Origin of the sequence: Bacillus sp. JHAA, from assembly GCF_036961585.1 — a bacterium.
In the GTDB taxonomy this organism is placed as follows: domain Bacteria; phylum Bacillota; class Bacilli; order Bacillales; family Bacillaceae; genus Bacillus; species Bacillus velezensis.
Map to the genome: position 1 here is coordinate 22,460 of NZ_JBAMDE010000004.1, position 21,191 is coordinate 43,650.

Annotated in this window: 20 protein-coding genes and 2 pseudogenes; 19 read left to right on the forward strand and 3 right to left on the reverse strand. The window is 41.5% G+C overall.

Annotated elements, in window-relative coordinates:
- Positions 1 to 13 precede the first annotated feature (13 nt).
- The 16 genes and pseudogenes from rsiW to V7728_RS10395 form a co-directional block, all read left to right on the forward strand.
- Positions 14 to 640, forward strand: a complete 627-nt coding sequence (rsiW, locus tag V7728_RS10325) for an anti-sigma-W factor RsiW (protein ID WP_011996220.1) — start codon at positions 14 to 16, stop codon at positions 638 to 640.
- A 165-nt stretch (positions 641 to 805) separates the two neighbouring features.
- On the forward strand, positions 806 to 1,627 hold the full coding sequence (cdaA, locus tag V7728_RS10330) for a diadenylate cyclase CdaA (protein WP_003156763.1): 822 nt from the start codon (positions 806 to 808) through the stop codon (positions 1,625 to 1,627).
- Positions 1,620 to 3,059 (forward strand): CdaR family protein, encoded by a 1,440-nt coding sequence (locus tag V7728_RS10335; protein WP_025284146.1) that lies wholly within the window; start codon positions 1,620 to 1,622, stop codon positions 3,057 to 3,059. The genes cdaA and V7728_RS10335 overlap by 8 nt, the downstream gene beginning before the upstream one ends.
- Before the next feature lie 17 nt (positions 3,060 to 3,076).
- The gene (gene glmM, locus V7728_RS10340; RefSeq protein WP_007408011.1) at positions 3,077 to 4,423 is read left to right on the forward strand and encodes a phosphoglucosamine mutase; all 1,347 of its coding nucleotides are present in this window, start codon (positions 3,077 to 3,079) and stop codon (positions 4,421 to 4,423) included.
- A gap of 431 nt (positions 4,424 to 4,854) precedes the next feature.
- Positions 4,855 to 6,657 carry a glutamine--fructose-6-phosphate transaminase (isomerizing) gene (gene glmS, locus V7728_RS10345; RefSeq protein WP_003156758.1) on the forward strand — a complete coding sequence of 601 codons (1,803 nt, stop codon included), beginning with the start codon at positions 4,855 to 4,857 and terminating at the stop codon, positions 6,655 to 6,657.
- A 420-nt stretch (positions 6,658 to 7,077) separates the two neighbouring features.
- Positions 7,078 to 7,950, forward strand: a pseudogene (locus V7728_RS10350) (ABC transporter ATP-binding protein).
- Entirely contained in the window at positions 7,928 to 8,581 is a 654-nt protein-coding gene (locus V7728_RS10355) for an ABC-2 transporter permease (RefSeq protein ID WP_099566364.1), read from the forward strand. The pseudogene V7728_RS10350 and the gene V7728_RS10355 overlap by 23 nt, the downstream one beginning before the upstream one ends.
- 230 nt (positions 8,582 to 8,811) lie before the next feature.
- Positions 8,812 to 9,051, forward strand: a complete 240-nt coding sequence (locus V7728_RS10360) for an AMP-binding protein (protein ID WP_076983995.1) — start codon at positions 8,812 to 8,814, stop codon at positions 9,049 to 9,051.
- A gap of 56 nt (positions 9,052 to 9,107) precedes the next feature.
- Positions 9,108 to 9,530, forward strand: a complete 423-nt coding sequence (locus V7728_RS10365; RefSeq protein WP_063096045.1) for a hypothetical protein — start codon at positions 9,108 to 9,110, stop codon at positions 9,528 to 9,530.
- A gap of 99 nt (positions 9,531 to 9,629) precedes the next feature.
- Complete coding sequence (locus V7728_RS10370) at positions 9,630 to 10,313, forward strand: response regulator transcription factor (protein ID WP_007609089.1); 684 nt, start codon at positions 9,630 to 9,632, stop codon at positions 10,311 to 10,313.
- Positions 10,310 to 11,332, forward strand: coding sequence for an ATP-binding protein (locus V7728_RS10375; protein WP_059366476.1), 1,023 nt, complete (start codon positions 10,310 to 10,312; stop codon positions 11,330 to 11,332). Before V7728_RS10370 ends, V7728_RS10375 begins: the two co-directional genes overlap by 4 nt.
- A gap of 214 nt (positions 11,333 to 11,546) precedes the next feature.
- Positions 11,547 to 11,768 carry a thioesterase domain-containing protein gene (locus V7728_RS20500; protein WP_223252793.1) on the forward strand — a complete coding sequence of 74 codons (222 nt, stop codon included), beginning with the start codon at positions 11,547 to 11,549 and terminating at the stop codon, positions 11,766 to 11,768.
- A gap of 750 nt (positions 11,769 to 12,518) precedes the next feature.
- Complete coding sequence (locus tag V7728_RS10380) at positions 12,519 to 13,283, forward strand: ABC transporter ATP-binding protein (RefSeq protein ID WP_011996231.1); 765 nt, start codon at positions 12,519 to 12,521, stop codon at positions 13,281 to 13,283.
- Entirely contained in the window at positions 13,270 to 15,198 is a 1,929-nt protein-coding gene (locus tag V7728_RS10385; protein ID WP_099566365.1) for an FtsX-like permease family protein, read from the forward strand. The genes V7728_RS10380 and V7728_RS10385 overlap by 14 nt, the downstream gene beginning before the upstream one ends.
- A gap of 51 nt (positions 15,199 to 15,249) precedes the next feature.
- Positions 15,250 to 15,534, forward strand: a complete 285-nt coding sequence (locus tag V7728_RS10390) for a hypothetical protein (protein ID WP_032872656.1) — start codon at positions 15,250 to 15,252, stop codon at positions 15,532 to 15,534.
- Positions 15,535 to 15,619: 85 nt separating this feature from the next.
- Positions 15,620 to 15,868: pseudogene (locus tag V7728_RS10395) on the forward strand (DUF4885 family protein); the annotation flags it as partial.
- Between the two features lie 52 nt (positions 15,869 to 15,920).
- Here V7728_RS10395 and V7728_RS10400 read toward each other — a convergent pair.
- From V7728_RS10400 to V7728_RS10410, 3 genes are all read right to left on the reverse strand, one after another.
- Positions 15,921 to 16,766 carry an aldo/keto reductase gene (locus tag V7728_RS10400; RefSeq protein WP_099566366.1) on the reverse strand — a complete coding sequence of 282 codons (846 nt, stop codon included), beginning with the start codon at positions 16,764 to 16,766 and terminating at the stop codon, positions 15,921 to 15,923.
- A gap of 110 nt (positions 16,767 to 16,876) precedes the next feature.
- A complete protein-coding gene (locus tag V7728_RS10405; RefSeq protein ID WP_007408978.1) occupies positions 16,877 to 17,569 on the reverse strand; it encodes an LrgB family protein in 693 nt (230 codons plus the stop codon).
- Entirely contained in the window at positions 17,539 to 17,943 is a 405-nt protein-coding gene (locus V7728_RS10410) for a CidA/LrgA family holin-like protein (RefSeq protein ID WP_003156751.1), read from the reverse strand. Before V7728_RS10410 ends, V7728_RS10405 begins: the two co-directional genes overlap by 31 nt.
- A gap of 196 nt (positions 17,944 to 18,139) precedes the next feature.
- Here V7728_RS10410 and V7728_RS10415 point away from each other — a divergent pair, with 196 nt between their 5' ends.
- The 3 genes from V7728_RS10415 (at position 18,140) to V7728_RS10425 (ending at position 21,187) form a co-directional block, all read left to right on the forward strand.
- Positions 18,140 to 18,571, forward strand: a complete 432-nt coding sequence (locus tag V7728_RS10415) for a MarR family winged helix-turn-helix transcriptional regulator (protein WP_071181501.1) — start codon at positions 18,140 to 18,142, stop codon at positions 18,569 to 18,571.
- A 424-nt stretch (positions 18,572 to 18,995) separates the two neighbouring features.
- Positions 18,996 to 20,381, forward strand: coding sequence for an amino acid permease (locus tag V7728_RS10420; protein ID WP_015416703.1), 1,386 nt, complete (start codon positions 18,996 to 18,998; stop codon positions 20,379 to 20,381).
- A gap of 92 nt (positions 20,382 to 20,473) precedes the next feature.
- A complete protein-coding gene (locus V7728_RS10425; RefSeq protein WP_082998915.1) occupies positions 20,474 to 21,187 on the forward strand; it encodes a YjjG family noncanonical pyrimidine nucleotidase in 714 nt (237 codons plus the stop codon).
- Positions 21,188 to 21,191: the final 4 nt, after the last annotated feature.

Consider the following 21,191-nt stretch of genomic DNA (forward strand, 5'->3'; position numbering starts at 1 on the left):
GTGGGGTGATGAAATGAGCTGTCCTGAACAGATCGTGCAGCTTATGCATAAGCATCTTGATGGAGATATCCTTCCTGAAGATGAAAACGTATTAAAACAACATTTGCAGTCATGCGGGAATTGCAAACGGCATTTTCATGAAATGGAGAAATCCGTAGCACTCGTCCGAAGCACATCGCATGTCACGGCCCCTGCTGATTTTACTGCCAAAGTTATGGCGAATCTTCCAAAAGAGAAAAAACGCGCTTCTGTAAAACGATGGATCAAAACGCATCCGATGATTGCAGCCGCAGCGGTTTTTGTGATTTTAATGGGCGGCGGTTTTTTCAACAGCTGGCATAATGACCACAATTTCAGTGTGTCCAAACAGCCGAACCTTGTCGTGCAGAATCACACGGTCACCGTCCCTGAAGGCGAGACCGTAAAGGGCGATGTCACAGTAAAAAACGGCAAGCTGTTCATTGAAGGAAAAGTCGACGGCAATGTGACCGTCGTCAACGGAGAAAAATACATGGCCTCAGCCGGACAAGTCACCGGGCAGATTGAAGAGATTAACCAATTGTTTGACTGGGTCTGGTACGAACTGAAATCGGCGGGCCAGGGCGTCGTGAGCGCTTTGGACCCGAGTGAAGATGAGTAAAGCGTATAATCGCTTTACTCTTTTTTTGTGCATCGCCGCTCTGGCTCATTTCACTTGAGAAATCAAAATGTGGTATAATGAGCACGCTATATGATGTACATATTGCTCATGCAGCACAATTCATAACAGAAAAACGAAATGACTGAATTCTTGGAGGACGAGGAAATGGCTTTTGAGGACATCCCATTTTTGCAATACCTCGGCAATGCCGTTGATATTCTCCTTGTTTGGTATGTGATATATAAATTAATCATGGTCATACGCGGGACGAAGGCGGTTCAGCTTTTAAAAGGAATCGTCGTCATCGTATTGGTCCGGATGGCCAGTTCATATTTGGGACTCAGCACGCTTCAGTGGCTGATGGACCAAGCGATAACATGGGGATTTTTAGCGATCATCATTATATTCCAGCCTGAGCTGAGACGGGCGCTTGAACAGCTCGGACGGGGCCGGTTCTTTTCCAGGAGCGGAACCCCCGTGGAGGAAGCGCAGCATAAGACAATTGAAGCGATTACAAAATCGATCAGCTACATGGCGAAACGCCGCATCGGCGCACTCATCGCGATTGAGCGCGATACGGGAATGGGCGATTATATTGAGACGGGCATCCCGCTTAATGCGCAGGTCAGCTCGGAGCTTTTGATTAATATCTTCATCCCGAATACACCGCTGCATGATGGAGCGGTCATTATGAAAAATAACGAGATTGCGGCGGCTGCCTGTTATCTGCCGCTTTCTGAAAGCCCGTTTATTTCAAAGGAGCTGGGGACGCGTCACAGAGCGGCTGTCGGCATCAGTGAAGTGACGGACAGCTTAACCATTATTGTATCTGAAGAGACGGGCGCCATCAGTGTGGCCAAAAACGGAGACCTTCACAGAGAATTGACGGAAGAAGCACTGAAAGAAATGCTTGAAGCCGAGTTTAAGAAAAACGCCAGAGATACTTCTTCTAACCGCTGGTACTGGAGGGGCAAGAAAAATGGATAAATTCTTAAACAACCGCTGGGCTGTAAAGATCATTGCATTGCTCTTTGCGCTGCTGCTTTACGTTGCGGTTAACAACAACCAGGCGCCGACTCCGAAAAAGCCGGGGGAATCCTTTTTTCCGACATCAACGACTGACGAGGCTACGCTTACTGATATTCCTGTAAAAGCATACTATGATGAAGCGAACTATGTCGTCACCGGCGTGCCCCAGACCGTAAATGTCACGATTAAAGGCTCGACAAGCGCGGTGAAAAAGGCGAGACAGACAAAGAATTTTGAGATATACGCCGATATGAATAAGCTGAAGACCGGGACTCATAAGGTCGAATTGAAGGCGAAAAACGTATCGGACGGACTGACGATCTCCATTAACCCGTCAGTCACGACGGTTACGATTCAGGAAAAAACGGCTGAGAGTTTTCCCGTGGAAGTTGAATACTACAATAAAAGCAAAATGAAAAAGGGATACACCCCTCAGCAGCCGATTATCAGCCCGAAAAACGTGCAGATTACAGGTTCGAAAAATGTGATTGATAACATTTCACTTGTCAAAGCATCCGTGAACCTAGAAAATGCAAATGAGACCATTGAAAAGGAAGTGAAGGTGACCGTCTATGACAAAGACGGCAACGCACTTCCTGTTGATGTTGAACCGTCAGTCATTAAAGTGACGGTTCCCGTAGCCAGTCCGAGCAAAAAGCTTCCTTTCAAAATCGAAAGGAAGGGAAGTCTTCCGGACGGGGTGAGCGTTGCGAGCATTGACTCGAATCCGAGTGAGGTGACGGTTTACGGTCCGCAGGATGTGCTGGATTCACTTGAATTTATTGACGGCGTATCTCTTGATTTAGGCAAAATTGATAAAGATACCGATATCAATGCCGATATCCCGCTTCCTAAGGGTGTCACCAAGGTATCACCGGAAAAAATCACGCTTCATATTAAAGTGGACAGTGAAGACAAAAAGGATTTTGACAATGTCGGAATCAAGACGGTCGGACTGGGAGGCTCACAGCAGATTGAGTTTCTCGATCCTGAATCGCAGGCGATAAATATTACGGCCAAAGGCTCTCCCGCCAACATTAAGGCGCTGAAAAAGTCGGACATTGAACTGTATGCCAATGTCTCGGACTTGGATGACGGAGAGCACTCTGTAAAGCTAGAAGTAAACGGCCCGCAAAACGTCACATGGTCCCTGTCTAAAGACACGGTTAAGATCAAGCTGACTTCTAAGAAAAACACAAGTTCAAATAAAAATGACGGCGGCTCCGCTGATTCCGGCAATAAGAACGGCACAAGCGGAGACGCAGACAAAGACAAAAACAAGAACCGGGAAGACGATACTGACAGCGATCAGAATAAAAGTCAAAACCAGGATCAAAATCAAGACCAGGATGAAGACGGATCAAGCGCTGATTCTTCTTCAACAGAATGAAAAAGGAGCGATACAAAATGGGCAAGTATTTTGGAACAGATGGTGTAAGAGGTGTTGCCAACAGCGAGCTTACGCCAGAGCTGGCCTTTAAAGTTGGGCGTTTTGGCGGTTATGTCCTGACCAAAGATAAGCAGCGCCCGAAAGTGCTGATCGGCCGTGATACACGTATCTCCGGACATATGCTGGAGGGAGCCCTTGTCGCCGGACTTTTATCGATCGGAGCTGAAGTGATGCGCCTCGGCGTTATTTCTACGCCGGGGGTATCCTATTTAACGAAAGCCATGGATGCTGAGGCGGGCGTCATGATCTCCGCTTCTCACAACCCCGTACAGGATAACGGAATTAAATTTTTCGGAGGGGACGGCTTTAAGCTTTCTGATGAGCAGGAGGCCGAGATTGAACGTCTCATGGATGAACCGGAAGATAAGCTGCCGAGACCGACAGGCGCGGACCTCGGGCTTGTAAACGATTATTTTGAAGGCGTTCAAAAGTATCTGCAATTTTTAAAGCAGACGGCGGACGAAGATTTCACAGGCATTCATGTAGCGCTTGACTGCGCCCATGGTGCGACATCATCCATTGCGACGCACCTTTTTGCCGATCTTGATGCTGACGTGTCTACAATGGGGACGTCTCCGAACGGATTAAACATTAATGATGGCGTCGGGTCTACACACCCGGAAGCGCTGAGTGCTTTCGTCAAAGAAAAAAACGCCGATATCGGCCTTGCGTTTGACGGAGACGGCGACCGCCTCATTGCTGTTGATGAAAAAGGAAACATCGTCGACGGTGATCAGATCATGTACATATGCGCGAAGTATTTGAAATCAGAGGGCCGTCTGAAGGATGATACCGTCGTATCGACTGTGATGAGCAACCTCGGTTTTTACAAAGCGCTTGAAAAAGAAGAAATCAAAAGCGTTCAAACGGCAGTCGGCGACCGCTATGTCGTAGAAGCGATGAAAAAAGACGGCTATAATGTCGGCGGCGAGCAGTCAGGGCACCTTATTTTCCTTGATTACAACACTACCGGCGACGGTCTTTTGTCCGCGATCATGCTTGTGAATACGCTGAAGGCGTCCGGCAAAACCCTTTCAGAACTTGCGGATGAAATGAAAAAATTCCCGCAGCTCTTAGTGAACGTGAAAGTGACGGATAAATATAAGGTAGAAGAAAACGCTAAGGTGAAGGCCGTTATTTCTGAAGTGGAAAAAGAAATGAACGGAGACGGCCGGATTTTAGTGCGCCCGTCAGGCACCGAACCGCTCGTCCGAGTGATGGCCGAAGCGAGAACAAAAGAGCTTTGTGACGAATATGTCACAAAAATCGTGGATGTCGTGCGGACAGAAATGGGAGCGGAGTAGCGAAGTTTATAAGCAGAGAGCGAACAAGACAAGTGCGATCAGCATAATATGATAGTAAACATGATGCCGGGGCGGCAAAAAATAATTGACCGTCCTTGGCACATGCTGTAAAATCAAGCTTGTTCAGCCTTTGTTTTTCACTTGCAGGAAAGGCGGGATTGTTTGCATCTTTTATAATTACAGCGCCCGAACTAAGCGCCCGAAAAACGGCTTAGTTGACGAGGATGGGGGTTATCGAATTTTCGGCGGATGCCTCCCGGCTGATTCATTTAGATCACAGCCGTAAGGATTTCTTCAAACCGGAGGGGCGACTCTCCGAACAAAGAGAAATCACATGATCTTCCAAAAAAACATGTGGGAGGGGACGATTGAAAGTCCCCTTGTAATTTGACTTTCTTCGTCTCCTTTTGCACCTTTAGGAGGAAGAAAAAATGTGTGGAATTGTAGGTTATATCGGTCAGCTTGATGCGAAAGAGATTTTGTTAAAAGGATTAGAGAAGCTTGAGTACCGCGGTTATGACTCTGCCGGTATCGCTGTGGCGAATGAGCAGGGCGTGCATGTGTACAAAGAAAAAGGCCGCATCGCCGACCTTCGTGAAGTGGTGGATCACACGGTTGAATCTCAAGCGGGAATCGGCCATACACGCTGGGCGACTCACGGCGAACCAAGCTTCCTGAACGCTCACCCGCATCAAAGCGCACTCGGCCGCTTTACACTTGTTCACAACGGTGTGATCGAGAACTATGTTCAGCTGAAGCGCGAATATCTTGAAAACGTTGAACTGAAAAGCGACACGGACACTGAAGTAGTCGTTCAAATGATCGAGCAATTTGTGGCGGGAGGACTTAGCACAGAAGAAGCGTTCCGCAAAACACTGACTCTGTTAAAAGGCTCTTACGCAATTGCATTATTTGACGGTGAAAACACAGACACCATTTACGTTGCAAAAAACAAAAGCCCTCTGTTAATCGGCCTTGGAGATACGTTTAACGTCGTGGCATCTGACGCGATGGCTATGCTTCAAGTAACGAATGAATACGTTGAGCTTTTGGACAAAGAAATGGTGATCGTGACAAAAGACGAAGCCGTGATTAAAAACCTTGACGGTGAAGTCATGACACGTGCGTCTTATATCGCTGAGCTTGACGCCAGTGATATCGAAAAAGGCACATACCCTCACTACATGTTAAAAGAAACGGATGAGCAGCCGCTTGTTATGCGCAAAATCATCCAAACGTATCAGGACGAAAACGGCAGACTGGCCGTGGCCGGCGATGTCGCTGACGCCGTGGCGGAAGCGGACCGCATTTATATCGTGGCTTGCGGAACGAGCTACCATGCCGGTCTTGTCGGGAAACAATATATTGAAATGTGGGCAAACGTACCGGTTGAAGTGCATGTAGCGAGTGAATTCTCTTACAACATGCCGCTTCTGTCTAAGAAGCCGCTCTTTATCTTCCTTTCTCAAAGCGGAGAAACAGCGGACAGCCGCGCCGTGCTTGTTCAAGTCAAAGCGCTGGGTCACAAAGCGCTGACGATCACAAACGTTCCGGGATCAACGCTTTCCCGTGAAGCGGATTACACATTGCTTCTGCACGCAGGCCCTGAGATCGCGGTTGCATCAACAAAAGCGTATACGGCTCAGATTGCCGTCCTCGCGATCCTTGCATCCGTTGCAGCAGAACGTAACGGCGTTGATATCGGTTTTGATTTAGTCAAAGAATTAGGTATCGCGGCAAACGCCATGGAAGCCCTCTGCGACCAGAAGGACGAAATGGAAATGATCGCGCGTGAGTACCTGACTGTTTCAAGAAACGCTTTCTTCATCGGCCGCGGCCTTGACTACTTCGTGTGTGTCGAAGGCGCCCTGAAGCTGAAAGAGATTTCTTACATCCAGGCGGAAGGCTTCGCCGGCGGCGAGCTGAAGCACGGAACAATCGCTCTGATTGAAGAAGGAACACCGGTCTTTGCACTGGCGACACAAGAACACGTCAACCTGAGCATCCGCGGAAACGTGAAGGAAGTCGCAGCCCGCGGCGCCAACACTTGCATCATCTCGCTGAAAGGCTTAGAAGACGCAGACGACAGATTCATCCTGCCGGAAGTCAACCCTGCGCTTGCTCCGCTGGTATCTGTTGTGCCATTGCAGCTGATCGCTTACTACGCTGCACTGCACCGCGGCTGTGACGTTGATAAACCGCGCAACCTTGCGAAGAGTGTGACTGTGGAGTAATATATTTAACCCCTTTGGTTATTAGCCAGAGGGGTTTTTTAATGCGGAAATGAGAAATACATACTCTTTGCGATTGTAAAGAAATCCCCTTTTATATATTGAAAAGGATTAACACCTGCTTTATAATACGAGATGCATTCCGGTTAAAATCCATAAATGTAATCATTAGTAAATCATTTTTGTGCATGCCTCATCAGAAAGTAATCACCTTCAGCAGTTTTCATCATGAATATCCCATTATATAAATGTAATCAATCGATTACACATCCACATTATGCTTAAGACTTTAAAATCCCTGTTGTATTTGCCGACTCCTGATCCATTATGAATACTCGACTAGATATAAAAATAACAACATTTTTGCAATAATCCAGTTCAATTCTCAAAAAAAGTCCTGACAACAATGATAGGAGTGGAATGATGTCAAACCTTTTAGAAATCAGAAACATCAGCAAATCTTTTGGCCATAAAGCTGTTTTAAGGAATGTTACATTCAATGTGCCTGCCGGATCAATTGTCGGTTTTATCGGTGATAACGGCGCAGGCAAGTCAACAACATTTAAAACGATATTAGGATTAATCTCTCAGGATAGAGGTAAAGTGAAAATCTTTGGTAAAGAGAATTTGGATAAACATATAAAATTCAAAGAAGATATTGGGGTCGTATTTGATGCGATGAATCTTCCTGCGCACCTTACGATAAAGCAGCTGAATCATGTATTTAAGTAACTATTCGACGCTTGGGACCAAGATCATTTTTACCGGTTGGTTCATTCTTTCTCTTTACCTATGGACAAAAAAGTGAATACATTCTCGCGCGGTATGTCAATGAAGTTATCCGTAGCTGTTGCTTTGTCGCATAATGCAAAATTATTACTTTTGGATGAAGCAACGGGAGGGCTTGATCCCTCTTCAAGAGATGACCTGTTAAATGAATTAAAAAGCTTTGTGAGTAAAAGCAACGGCGGTATTTTACTTTCATCGCACATTATGACTGATGTCGAGAAGATAGCCAGCCATATCATTATTATGAAAGATGGCGAAATTTTATTAAATGAAGAGAAAGATAAGGTTCTTGAAAGCTATACTGTTATAGACGTTGATGAAGGCCAATTGGCTGAGCTTGACGAAGATATCGTTCTAGCAAAAAGGAAACATGGATCTTATTGGAGTGTGCTTGTATCGGATCAACAGAAATTGCCGAATGGCGTAACGGCCAACACCATTTCCATAGAAGAAATCAGCGTCTTTTTAACGAGGAGTGAAAACATTGAGAGGTCTGTTACTGACTAACTATTACCTGGTTTATCGAAGTTTCTTTGCATACACGGGGTTGGCCATATTGGTATCAGCAGTCATTTTTTATTTTGGGGATGCTTCAATGCATCGTTTTGTTGCTATGCTGATTATTTTGTTTGTCGTCATGCCCGCACTTGAGGTTATAAAGTATGAGAGCAAGTCTGGCTATGACAGGTATGTCCTGACTTTACCGGTCAGCAGAACAAATATTGTTCAAAGTCACTATTTCTTTTATCTTTTGATTGTTGTGATCGGAGCCGTACTATCTTATGGTGTTTTCTTTGTATACAGCCTGGGATCTGATGAACCGATTGACAGCATATTTAATATTGTCTCTTTTGGAACGTTCATCGTTCTCTTTGCCGGTGCAATCGTTTATCCTCTTCTCTACATGATAGGCCCGGAAAAATCCGATGCTATCGTGATTGGAGGTGCAATGGGGGGACTTTTTGCTACCTTTGGATTGCAAAGTGTCGTTGGGTATGTAGCAGAACAATTATCGCCGTCATTTTTGCACATAAATCCTTCTTTATATGTTCCGGTTATATATCTCATGATCGGCGTTATCTTATATATCATTTCATTTTTCATTGCCGCAGCTATATATCATAAAAAAGAATTTTAGCAACTGATCAAGTTACAACAGGATAAGGTGTTGTCTTTGCATATAAAGAACTTTGTGACCTTGAGGGTTAATATTTAGCATATAAAAAAAAGGGCTTTAATGGAAGGCAACATGCTATATCATCAATATCTGAGAGCAAATTCCGAGTATTTCGGAAAACAAGAGATGGCAATGAATATGAAGGCGTTATTCCAATCGGTAAGCCTATAAGCAATTCAAGTGCTTATATAGTGGATCGATATGGAAACTTACTCCCGATAGGCATCTATGGTGAACTATATTTAGGCGGAGATGGCGTGGCAAGAGGCTATTTAAATCAGCCTGAATTAACCAAGGAGAAATTTATACAAAGCCCGTTCTTCGGGGGAAATTATATAAAAGCGGAGACATCGCCAGGTGGCGCAGAGACGGTAACATTGAATTTGCCGGCAGAGCGGATCATCAAGTCTAGATTCGGGGATTCAGAATAGAGACAGAAGAAATTGATCGAAAATTATTGAGCCATTCAAGCATTAAAGAGGCTTTGGTGTTAGCCAAAGAAAATAAACAGAGTCAGTCAACTTATTCAGACAATTTGTATAAAAATATAGTCGAAGGAGCAAAAAAGGAACCAATGTTCCAAGAGTATCTTGAAACTGAGTACTTTAGAGAAAAAGTAATTGATAAAATAAAAGCCTATACTCGATTTTTAAACAGCATTACACATAAACACAAAATTGCTGCAAATCTTCATCTTATTAAGGCAGCAGGAAATAAAGAGAAAAAAGATAATGATCAATTCCTTTTATATAATTGGGGAGACTTTACTGAGAGAGCAGTGCATTATTATAATGGATTCGGGGAACATGGTGAAATGCTTTCAAAGGATTATTTATCAGGAAATACGGCATTAATTACTGATATATTAAAAAAAACAGAAGAACATTCATTACCTTATAAAGGAATGTAACATTTAACACAGGAGGGAATTGATTTTTTCTTCCTTCCTGTTTTATTTTTAAATAATCCTTGAGAGAATGGTGAACTATTTTTATAAGAAGGTGAGAAAATGGATAATATATATAAATTGCTGATTATAGAAGACGATAAGGATATGGCTAAGGCGTTACAAAATTTACTTGTTAAATGGAATTTTGAGACCGTTATATGCGGAGATTTTGATAATATTTTGTCAATATATGAAAAAGAAGAACCTCACATCATATTATTGGACATCAATATTCCTTCATTTGATGGTTTTTATTGGTGTAAGAAAATAAGAGAAGTTTCAAGTGTCCCAATTATTTTTTGCTCTTCTAGAAACAGTAATATGGATATTGTCATGGCTATTAACAATGGCGGGGATGATTATATTCAAAAACCATTTGACAGCCATGTATTGGTGGCGAAATTACAAGCAATTATAAGAAGAACTTATGAGTACATAACAGCAGAATCTCATCTAATCGAATCTAATAATGTGATATTAAACCTTAACGATGCAAAAATATATTTCCAAGATCAGAGTTTAGAGCTTACAAAGAATGAATTTAAAATTCTAAAAACGTTAATGGAAAACAAGGGAAAAGTTGTTTCACGGGATAATTTAATGAGACAGCTTTGGAATGATGATATTTACGTAAATGAAAATACGTTGACAGTAAATATAAATAGATTAAGGAATAGATTAGAGGGGATTAATGTTGATGACTTCATTTTAACAAAAAAAGGAATGGGATATATAATTCAATGAAATTAATTGATTATGTGAAAAACCATATATTATGGATTTTATGCAGTGCACTTATTCTGGTTGTAATCAATGGGATTTTGTTTGCGAGTACCTCTATTCATCAAAGTTATATAGACATTTTTTATATGGATTTGTTGATTGTCTTTATTCTACTGATCAATATTTTCTATGGATTCGTCAAGGCAAAAAAGAAATACGAAGTTGTGTTTAATAGTTCTATCGAAACTTTAGAAAAAAACAAAGTTAGAAATGATTATTTTATAGATATGCTTATAAAAGTCTCCAAAAAGCAACAAAATAAATTTTTGAAAGCAGAAGAAGATTATAAAAACGGTATTAACGAAATTCAAGACTATACTACTCAATGGGTTCATGACATAAAAGTTAATATAGCTGTGTGTGAACTGCTACTGGATGAGATCAACTCAGAAAGCAGCAGAGAGCTGCGTAATCAAATTGAACAAATTAAATTTAGGATTAATCACATTTTACATGTGACAAGAGCTAATCACTACGATCAAGACATTTTAGCGGGAGTAGTAGATGTATGTCATATTTTAAGAAGTGCAATAAAAGAAAATGCTCTTTTTTTTATTAATAAAAACATTGAGATTGAGACTAATTTAAAACCATTTAGTGTTATCAGTGATGAACGTTGGATCTATTATATTTTTGGTCAAATTCTTAATAATAGCAGTAAATATACACCTGAGGGGGGAACGCTGACTATTACAACTAAAGAAGAGAAACAAGCCTATTATATAATGATTAAAGATAATGGAATTGGCATTTCAAAAGAGGATTTATCTAGGATATTCAATAAAGGCTTTACAGGTAAAAATGGTAAGGTAGGAACGAAATCTACAGGGATGGGTTTATATTATGCTAAAAAAATGGCTGATAAACTAAGTATAGGAATTGAGGTAGACAGCGTAGAGGGTGAATATACTGAATTTCACATTATATTTTATAAACTATCCGATTACTATAAAGTGGAAAATGAGGCAATAAATAATTAGTTAAAAACAGGGGGTAATCTAATGAGAAGAAAAGCTAAAATATTTTGTATTCCATTTGCAGTGGGTCATCGATAGTTTATTCTAAGTGGAAAAAATTCATGGATCCACTTGGAGGTAAATGAAGTAGAGTTGGCTGGCAGGGGAAGAAGATTGAATGGCCCTCAATAGACAATATGGAAGAAATGGTTGAGGATATATAATTATTAAGAATAATATAACTGAACCTTTTGCTATTTTCGAACATAGTATGGGTGGACTGCTTACATATGAGCTTTGTCACAAATTTCAAAATGAAGGAAATCCTGCCCTCGTGCATATTTGTCTCCGTAGAAAAGCTCCTCAATTGAAGGGAAGAAAACGACTAATACACATCTTCCCAAAACATGAATTTATTTCTGATATCTTAAAATTAGATGGTACAGGTAATTTATTTTAAGAACAAGGAGTTAGAAGATATTTTCTTGCCGATTTTGAGAACTGAGTTTAAGTCAATAGAAACCTATGAATTTAATCCTAAAAACAATTTACCGAATTCTTTTTTATGGAGTGGACGATAAGACTGTTGATTTTGAAGAATTATTTTTTTGGGAGAAAAGTAACCCGAAAGAGATATTAAATTTTCGTATTAATAAGATGATATTTCTTATAAATGAATATACCGAACAAGTAGTAAAAAAATGAATGAGACGTTAAATACATTAAAAAATAATGAATCAGAACGTAACAGTGTTTAGTTATTATGAGTTGATTAAGGAAGGTTTATGACCTGTGGGTTCCTCTAATTTATTTAACCTTGGAAACATAGTTCATGTTTACTTTGGAAATGATTAAAGTCGCAAATTCGTTGGGTAAAATTCTGTCTGCATTTTTATTAGTATATTTTGAAAAATAGGAACAAACAGACTAATCACTTAGTAAGTAAATCTAATTGGGGATATAAGGTAAAAATCAAACCGCCTTTTATAAGGAGCGGTGCCGCTCCTTATATCTGCTTAAAAACCTCACATGCTGAATATCCATGGTTTTGTACAAAAGTCCTCTAACCCATCACCCCACCCTAACATGAATGTCACATTCACTTTTAGAAATGTAACCTAAATCGATAGCAGCGTTTTTTGCTCTAAATTATAATACAACTATAAGAATCAATGTCCTACACATGATCAGATTTTATGGGGGTTTATAGATGAATAAGATCGTAGAGGTATCAAATGTAATAAAGGAGTATGGTGAAATTGGCAGTACCTTTCGAGCGCTTAAAGAGGTAAGCTTAAATATCAACAAAGGTGAATTTGTTGGGATAATGGGCCCTTCAGGCTCAGGTAAGACAACATTGTTAAATATTATGTCCACTATTGACAAAGCTACTTTAGGAGAAGTTTTAATCGATGGTAAAAGAATAGATGATTACAAGGATGAGGACCTTGCAAAATTCAGGAGAGACACAATCGGATTTGTCTTCCAAGCTTTTAATTTATTAGACAATATGACAATTAGAGATAACATTGCTCTGCCTCTTGCACTAAACAATGTAAAACACAAAATCATCCTAAAAAAAATTGATGAACTAACTGAGCTCTTAGGAATTTCAAATCAGTTAGATAAGTATCCATATGAATTGTCAGGCGGTCAAAAGCAAAGAGTAGCTATTTGTCGTGCGTTAATTACCTCTCCAAAGGTTATTTTTGCAGACGAACCAACAGGGGCCCTTGACTCTAAGTCATCCTCAGAGGTTCTAGAATGTTTTAAAAATATTAACAAAACCATAGGAACAACCATCATTATGGTAACCCATGATGCAAACGCAGCAAGTTATTGTAATAGGGTTATGTTCTTAAAGGACGGTAAATTACACGGAAGACTAGACAGCAGCGGAGATAAAAAGGAATTATTTAAGAAAGTGTTAAACATGCTTGCCGTAATGGGAGGATCGGAAAATGAACTCCTTTAAAATTGCGTTTAAGCTTTTGAAGAACAATTTAAAAATATATGGATTATATTTTGTGGTTTTAGTTGTAACTGTGGCAACTTACTACAATTTTACTGCTATACAGTACAATGAAGTGTTTGTCCAATTAACTGAAAGATTTCAATCAGCTGTAGTGGCAAGTGCAACATCTGGCTTTGTTCTAATTTGCACAGTGGTCTTTTTTATGTGGCATGCCAATGGATTCTTTTTAAAGCAACGTCAAAAAGAAACCGGGTTATACATGCTAATGGGAATAAGTACGTCTAAAATTGGAAGAGTATTCGCAATTGAAAGTATTCTAATAGGCAGTTTGTCTCTATTAATGGGTTTATTGATCGGGATATTATTCTCGAAATTGTTCTTAATGTTATTAAGTAAGTCCATGACACTGGGTGGTGAAATTCCTTTTAGTATATCTGCACAAGCCATCATTCAGCTTATTATTGTGTTCGGGATCATCTTTGTAATGCTGGGAATGAAAAACTATAGAGTTGTGAAAAAAACACAACTAATTAATATGTTGAATGCTTCGAAAGCAAAGCCCTCACCTCCAAAATATAATTATATAAAGGGTTTTACAGGTTTAGTATTAATTGCTGCAGGCTATATAGTTGCACTAAACTTTAAGCAATGGGATTTGGATTTATTGCTTTCTGCGATGGGAATCTTGATCTTGGTCAGCACGGGGACTTATCTGTTTTTTGGAAGTTCTCTGACTATAATTTTAGGGAAGTTAACAAATTCAAAAAAAATTATTTATAAAGATGTAAGGTTAGTCAGTATAAGCAATACATTCTTTAGACAAAAAGTTAATTATAGAAGTTTAGCGATGACGGCTATTTTAACAGCAGCTACCGTAACTGCATTCAATGTAAGCATTTCGTTCAAACAGTTTGAAGCAAATTATGACATCACAGCCTCCCCATACAGTTTAAGTTTTGAAAGCAATTCTGAAGATGTCAAAGATAAAGTCAAAGAAGTGATCCGAGAGTCAAAGCATGACTTAATCGGAATCAATAAGATTCACTTTTTTATTGGTAATGTCCAATACGACGATAATAAGCAAAATATTGATCCGAATAACAAAGGTATTATCACTAGTTACTCACAAATAAAGAAAACATTAATATTTTTGGATTATAGTAATAAAGCAAGTATTTTGAATCAAATTAAACCAGAAATTCATGAAATTTCTTTTATTCTAAATGCTGATTCGATAGCTTCACCTATTTATGTTGATGGTAATAAAGTGAGCATTAATAATAATAATTTCCTAGTTTCTAAACATACACAGCTCCCTTTTACAGGGAAAATTAAAAAATATGGTGACAAAAACATTTATGTTTTAAATGACAATGATTATAAAGAATTAAGAAAGAAAAACCAAGAGATTGTATTAAATGGTGTGCGAATTACAGATGAAAAAGAAAGTAGGGAAGTGGTTAATAGAATCAAGGAAGTTGTACCAGGTGGAGATTGGAATGTAAATGGAAAGAATCAAAGCTTTACATGGGAGTATTATGCTTTAGGTCAATTTTTCTTTTTAGGCCTGATTATGTCCCTAGTATTCATACTAGCGACCTTTAGTACAATTTACTTTAAAATTTTAAGTGATGCATTCACTGATAGGGAACAATATTCAATGTTGAAAAAAATTGGTATGAGTAAAAAGGAAGTGCAGAGGTCTGTCTATCTGCAAGTTGGAATTGCATTTTTACTGCCTGTGATTGTGGGAGCCCTTCATAGCATTGTAGCAATGAATATGCTGGAACAGATTATGAATGTAAAATTCACCATTCTAATTCTATGCGGCATCGGATTATTTGTTCTTATAATGGTTGCTTTTTATATAGGACTCTGTAAAAACTATACCAAATTGGTATACGAAGAGCAGTAAAAAAATGAGAAGAATTGTCCAGTAAATTTATAAAGAGAGAGAAGATCTCATATGTCATGGTTAACTAAATGGTCCTTTGCTAATAAAGCTGCTATTACGTTAACATCCATTATTATAATAGCCTGGGGAGTAGTCAGTTATCTTCGTATATTAGTGAAGAAATCAGAGTCGGTCAATCTTGTCTCACAAAGCTTAGCAGTTGTTGTTATTGGAGGTTTGGCAGTAGCAACCATGCTTACCTTAATAGTGATACCATGCGTATATGAAATATTTAATTTTAAAAAATCAAAAATGCAAAGGCGTGAAAAAACATTGAAAGATGATATAACAATTTAAATAAATTTATTGATGTTTTTGGGACAGGGAACAGAACACTTTTCGAAGTCAGCTGTCGGTATATGACCGGCGGCTGGTTATTTAGTTAGACGTCTATAAAGAAGCGCTGCAGCAAGATCCTTTGTTGAGACATACGGCGGCAGAAGCGGCCGCCCATTACGGACAGGGGCTCACGAAGCTTGCGAGAACGGGTTATGATGCAATTCCTGATTTGGTTCTGTCCATTGAGTATAAAAACGGATCTCTGCGTGATGTCGGCCAAAGCAGGCAATACGGATTTGGGGATACAGATTGGCTTTCTGAATGGAAACGGGAGCTGGGTGTGCGTATATAAAATGAGAAAAAAGCTGACAAATGATGCCGTCAGCTTTTCTTTATGCGTTTACTTAAAACTCCTCATACTCCGCCGGGTCTTGGCCGTTTATGCGTCCGTCGGGGCGGGTAAGCGAGTCGATAATGCTCATGTCGTTTTCATCAAGAGAGAAATCAAAAATGGAGATGTTTTCAAGCTGGCGCTCGGGCGATGTTGATTTTGGAATCGGGATGGCGCCCAGCTGGATATGCCAGCGTAAAATGACTTGAGAAATGGTTTTGCCGTATTTGTCCGCAATCCGTCCGAGTTTTTGATCGTTCAATACTTCGCCGGCGCGGGATAACGGACTCCATGATTCTGTCACGATGCTCTGTTCTTCGTGCCATTGGCGCTGCTGCTGCTGATTAAAAGCGGGATGCAGTTCAATTTGGTTGATGCCTGGCTTTACGCCGGTTTCACGTTCGAGCCGTTCGATATGCTCAGGCAGGAAATTGCAGACGCCGATGGATCGGATCAGGCCCCATTCTTTTGCATCAATCAGTGCCTGCCATGCTTCCGTGTAGCGGTCTTGTTTCGGATTCGGCCAATGGACGAGATACAGGTCATAGTAGTCCAGACCGGCGCGGTATAAAGATTCTTGGATGGTTTGTACAGCTTTGTCATAGTCATGGTAGCGCCCGGGCAGCTTGGACGTCACGTATAGCTGTTCTCTCGGAACAGAGCTTCTCTTGATGGCTTCTCCGACCGATCCTTCATTTTCATAGTTATAAGCGGTGTCAATCAGACGGTAGCCGATATCAATGGCGCTGGTAATGGCATGAACGCCGTTGTTTCCATTAAGAGCGTATGTACCGAAGCCGATCGCGGGAATGCTTGTCCCATCCAGCAGTTTCTTTTGCGGAATTGCTCCAGTCATCATTAAATCCCTCCTTGTTTTCTACTTTACCATTATTTTTACAAATGAAACATAATAATGGAAGGAAATGAGATGAGCCGCACATGAAAAAAGCTGACGGAGAACCGTCAGCTTTAAATTTGAAACATCCATGCTACGACGGGGCCGAAGACCGACCCTAACACGGCGCAGAGCGTCATGGAAACAGAGCTCATGGAGACCGTTAATTCTCCGTACTCCATTGCTTTTGAGGTGCCGAGCGCATGGGAAGCGCTCCCGAATGCAATTCCTTTCCCGAGTGAGCTGCGAATGCGGATCCACTTGAGAAGCAGCGGTCCTAAGATAACGCCGGAAAACCCTGCGATCATGACGAACACGACTGTCATGGAAGGGACACCGCCGATACCGGACGCAATCTGTATGGCGACAGGCGTCGTAATTGATTTTGGGATAATTGACAAAATCAAACTCCGGCTGATGCCGAACAGCTCTGCAAATAGCAGGCCGCTGACCATTCCGGAGAATAAACCGGCCAACACGCCGCCGATGATCGGAAACATATACTTGATTAACACCCGGCGCTGCTTATAAAGCGGGTATGCCAAAGCCACCACGGCGGGGCCGAGCAGTGAATTGATCCATTGTCCGCCGATCATATAGTCTTTATACGAAATATGAAAAACAAGCAGCACGGCGATAATGAAAATCGTAGTCGTCAAAACCGGTATGAGAAAGGGATATGGAAAGCGTACATATAATTTCACCATAGCCAGATAGGCGGCGGCCGTGAACAAAATTATAAGGATTGCGATACATGCTTGCTGCACTTCTTTTTCTCCTTTCTCTGATTGGCTTTGTGCTCTAACAGCTGGCTGGCGTACCCTGCGGCGATCATTGTGACGATGGTGCTCAGCACGATGATCAGAAACAGAGCAGCCCCGCTGGCGGAAAACAGTGACGGGTAATTGATGACGCCCGTCATGGCCGGAATGAATAACAGCGGAAGAAAAGACAGCAAAAATCCGGCTCCGTCTTCAATCATTTTGACGGGAATGATCTTAACCGATAAACATATGATCAGCAGGATCAAACCGATGATACTTCCGGGAATGGGCAGGTGAAAGAACTGCTGAACGGCTCCCCCGATAAAGGAAAATGCGAATAAAATAATGATTTGCAAGATGATGCGTATGACTTTCACGACAATGCTGTTCTTTGGAGAAGAGCAGCTTCCCCCTTTCTTGATGCTTCGATATGTTTCTTTACTTTTTGCGCATATATTTGTACTATACAAATATATGTATGCAAAATCTTTCTATATGTTTTCTTAGTAAATGTGCATATGTTTGTATTATACAACTAATATTGCTGTTGTCAATTGTAAGGAGTGAGGCTGTTTGTCAAAACAAGATCCGATTGAATTAATTGAATATGAGCTCACCACTTTTATCAGGAGAGCTGTTTATCTTGATAACTCCGACCGTAAAATCGGACATCTGGAAAGGGCTGCGTATTTGTTATTACGGCAGCTGGATGAATTCGGACCGGCGCGTGTAAAGGAATTAGCCGAATCTTTTAAGCTGGATATTTCCACATTGTCACGCCAGGCCGCGGCCTTGGAGTCGAAAGAGCTGATCCAGCGTTTTTCCGATCCTTCTGACGGGCGGGTCAGTCTGTTTGCGATTACGAAGCTTGGCAAACAGAGGTTAAAAACTGATAAAAAGATGCGTCTTGATCGATACCGACATATGCTTGACGATTGGTCAGGCGATGAAAAAGAAAAGTTCGGCCGGCTTTTGCTGCGGCTGAATGAGGCATTTATCGATTAATGCATGATTTTGCCGGTTAAGCAGGATTATGGCGTATACAAGGGAGAATGGAAGAGAGTAAGACTTTACGCCATTCTGCTTAGCAAAAATAATATTGAATAGGGGGGCGGAACATGTTTCTCCAGGGACATCCTGTTTCTCGGAGGCTGCGGCATTTATTATCTCAATATTCATAATTCAATAATAATGAAAGCGCTTTATTTTTAGTTTGTCGGTTTAGGGTGCAGGGTGTTTACCTGAAAAAAACAATTGTATTTTCCACGGAAATTTATTATGATGAAATAAGGAAATTGGAGATTATACAACAATAGAAAAATAGAATATTTCTAATATTGCGGGAAATGAAGAGTGAGTTAGGTTCAACAGGTGCACCTTCTGCTTCATTATTTCACATATATCAGAGCTGTTAAGAGGAGGAAGCGAAGTGGCAAACAAAGAATTAAAGAGAGGCTTAGGCGCGCGTCATATACAGATGATTGCGCTGGGCGGCACGATCGGTGTCGGTTTATTCATGGGATCATCCAGCACGATCGGATGGACTGGGCCGTCTGTCCTGCTGGCTTATGCGATCTCGGGTATCTTTATCTTTTTTATCATGCGTGCGATGGGCGAAATGCTCTATGTAGAGCCGAGTACAGGGTCGTTTGCGACATTCGGCCATAAGTATATACATCCGTTAGCCGGCTATATGACGGCGTGGAGCAACTGGTTTCAATGGGTGATCGTCGGGATGTCTGAAATTATCGCCGTCGGTTCGTATATGAAATATTGGTTTCCTGATCTGCCGGCATGGATTCCCGGCATTATCGCCATGGCCATTCTCGGTGCGGCGAATTTAATTTCGGTAAAATCTTTCGGTGAGTTTGAATTTTGGTTTGCCATGATCAAAATCGTCACCATTATTCTGATGATTGTGGCCGGAATCGGAATTATTTTCTTCGGTTTCGGTAACGGAGGGCATGCGATCGGATTATCTAATTTATGGTCGCACGGCGGTTTCTTTACGAATGGTTTTTCAGGATTTTTCTTTGCCTTGTCTTTGGTCGTTGCGGCCTATCAAGGGGTCGAACTGATCGGGATTACGGCAGGGGAAGCGAAGGACCCGCAAAAAACGCTGCGAAGCGCGATTCAGAGTATTATTTGGCGGATTTTAATTTTCTACATCGGTGCGATTTTCGTAATCGTTACCGTATATCCGTGGAATGAGCTTCACTCACTCGGCAGTCCGTTTGTTTCGACATTTGCGAAAGTCGGGATTACGGCGGCGGCCGGTTTGATTAACTTTGTTGTGATTACCGCTGCGATGTCCGGATGCAACAGCGGGATATTCAGTGCGGGACGCATGCTTTACACATTGGGCGTGAACGGACAGGCCCCGAAATTCTTTAAGAAAGTTTCTTCGAGCGGTGTGCCGATATTCGGTACGTTTGCCGTATTAATCGGACTTGTGATCGGTGTCGTGCTGAACTACATCGCGCCTCCGAAAATCTTTGTCTATGTGTACAGCGCGAGTGTGCTGCCGGGAATGATTCCGTGGTTCGTCATTTTAATCAGCCATCTCGGTTTCAGAAGAGCGAAGGGCGCTGAGCTTGATAAGCATCCGTTTAAAATGCCTTTTGCGCCGTTTACAAACTATTTGACGATCGCTTTCTTACTCATGGTATTGATCGGCATGTGGTTTAACAAAGATACGCGGATTTCTCTGGTTGTCGGGGTGATTTTCCTGGCGATTGTGACGGTCAGCTATTATGCGTTCGGTATCGGCAAGCGCATGCCTGGTGAAAAATCGAAAATAGAAGACGCTGTATAATTCAAAAAGACACCTCTCTTACAGGGGTGTCTTTTTCGGCTTGTCCGCGAGTGGTATACTGGTTAAAAAAAGCAGAACCGGGGGAAACATCGATGAGTCATTACCGTACGTTATTATTTGATATAGACAATACGCTGCTGGATTTTACCGCTTCAGAAACCGATGCTCTTCAAAAATTGTTTCAAGGTTCAAAGCTGGAGCTGACGGCAGAGGTGGAAGCCCGTTATAAAGCGTTAAATCAAGGGCTGTGGAAGGCGTTTGAAGAGGGGGAAATGACCCGCGATGAAGTGGTGAATACACGGTTTGCCCTTTTGTTTAAAGAATACGGCTTCGAAGCCGACGGCGTGCTGATGAATCAGGCGTACCGCCAATACTTAGAAGAAGGGCACCAGGTGATAGACGGAGCTTATGAGCTGATTGAACGGCTGAGTCCTTTATTTGATTTATACATCGTGACGAACGGCGTCTCAAGATCACAATATAAGCGGCTGGGCGACTCCGGTCTGTATCCGTTCTTTAAAGATGTGTTTGTATCTGAGGACACGGGTTTTCAAAAGCCGATGAAGGAATACTTTGATTACGTGTTTGCGAGAATTCCCGGTTTTTCTGCCGAGGGCGGACTTATTATCGGCGATTCACTGAGCGCGGACATAAAAGGCGGCCAGATGGCGGGAATGGATACGTGCTGGTTTAATCCCGGAAAGAAAGCAAATGAGTCCGGAATCATCCCGACGTATGAAATTCATTCGCTTGATGAGCTGTATGATGTGCTGAACGTGGAGCGGAAAGCCGCTGCTCATTTGTAAGGAG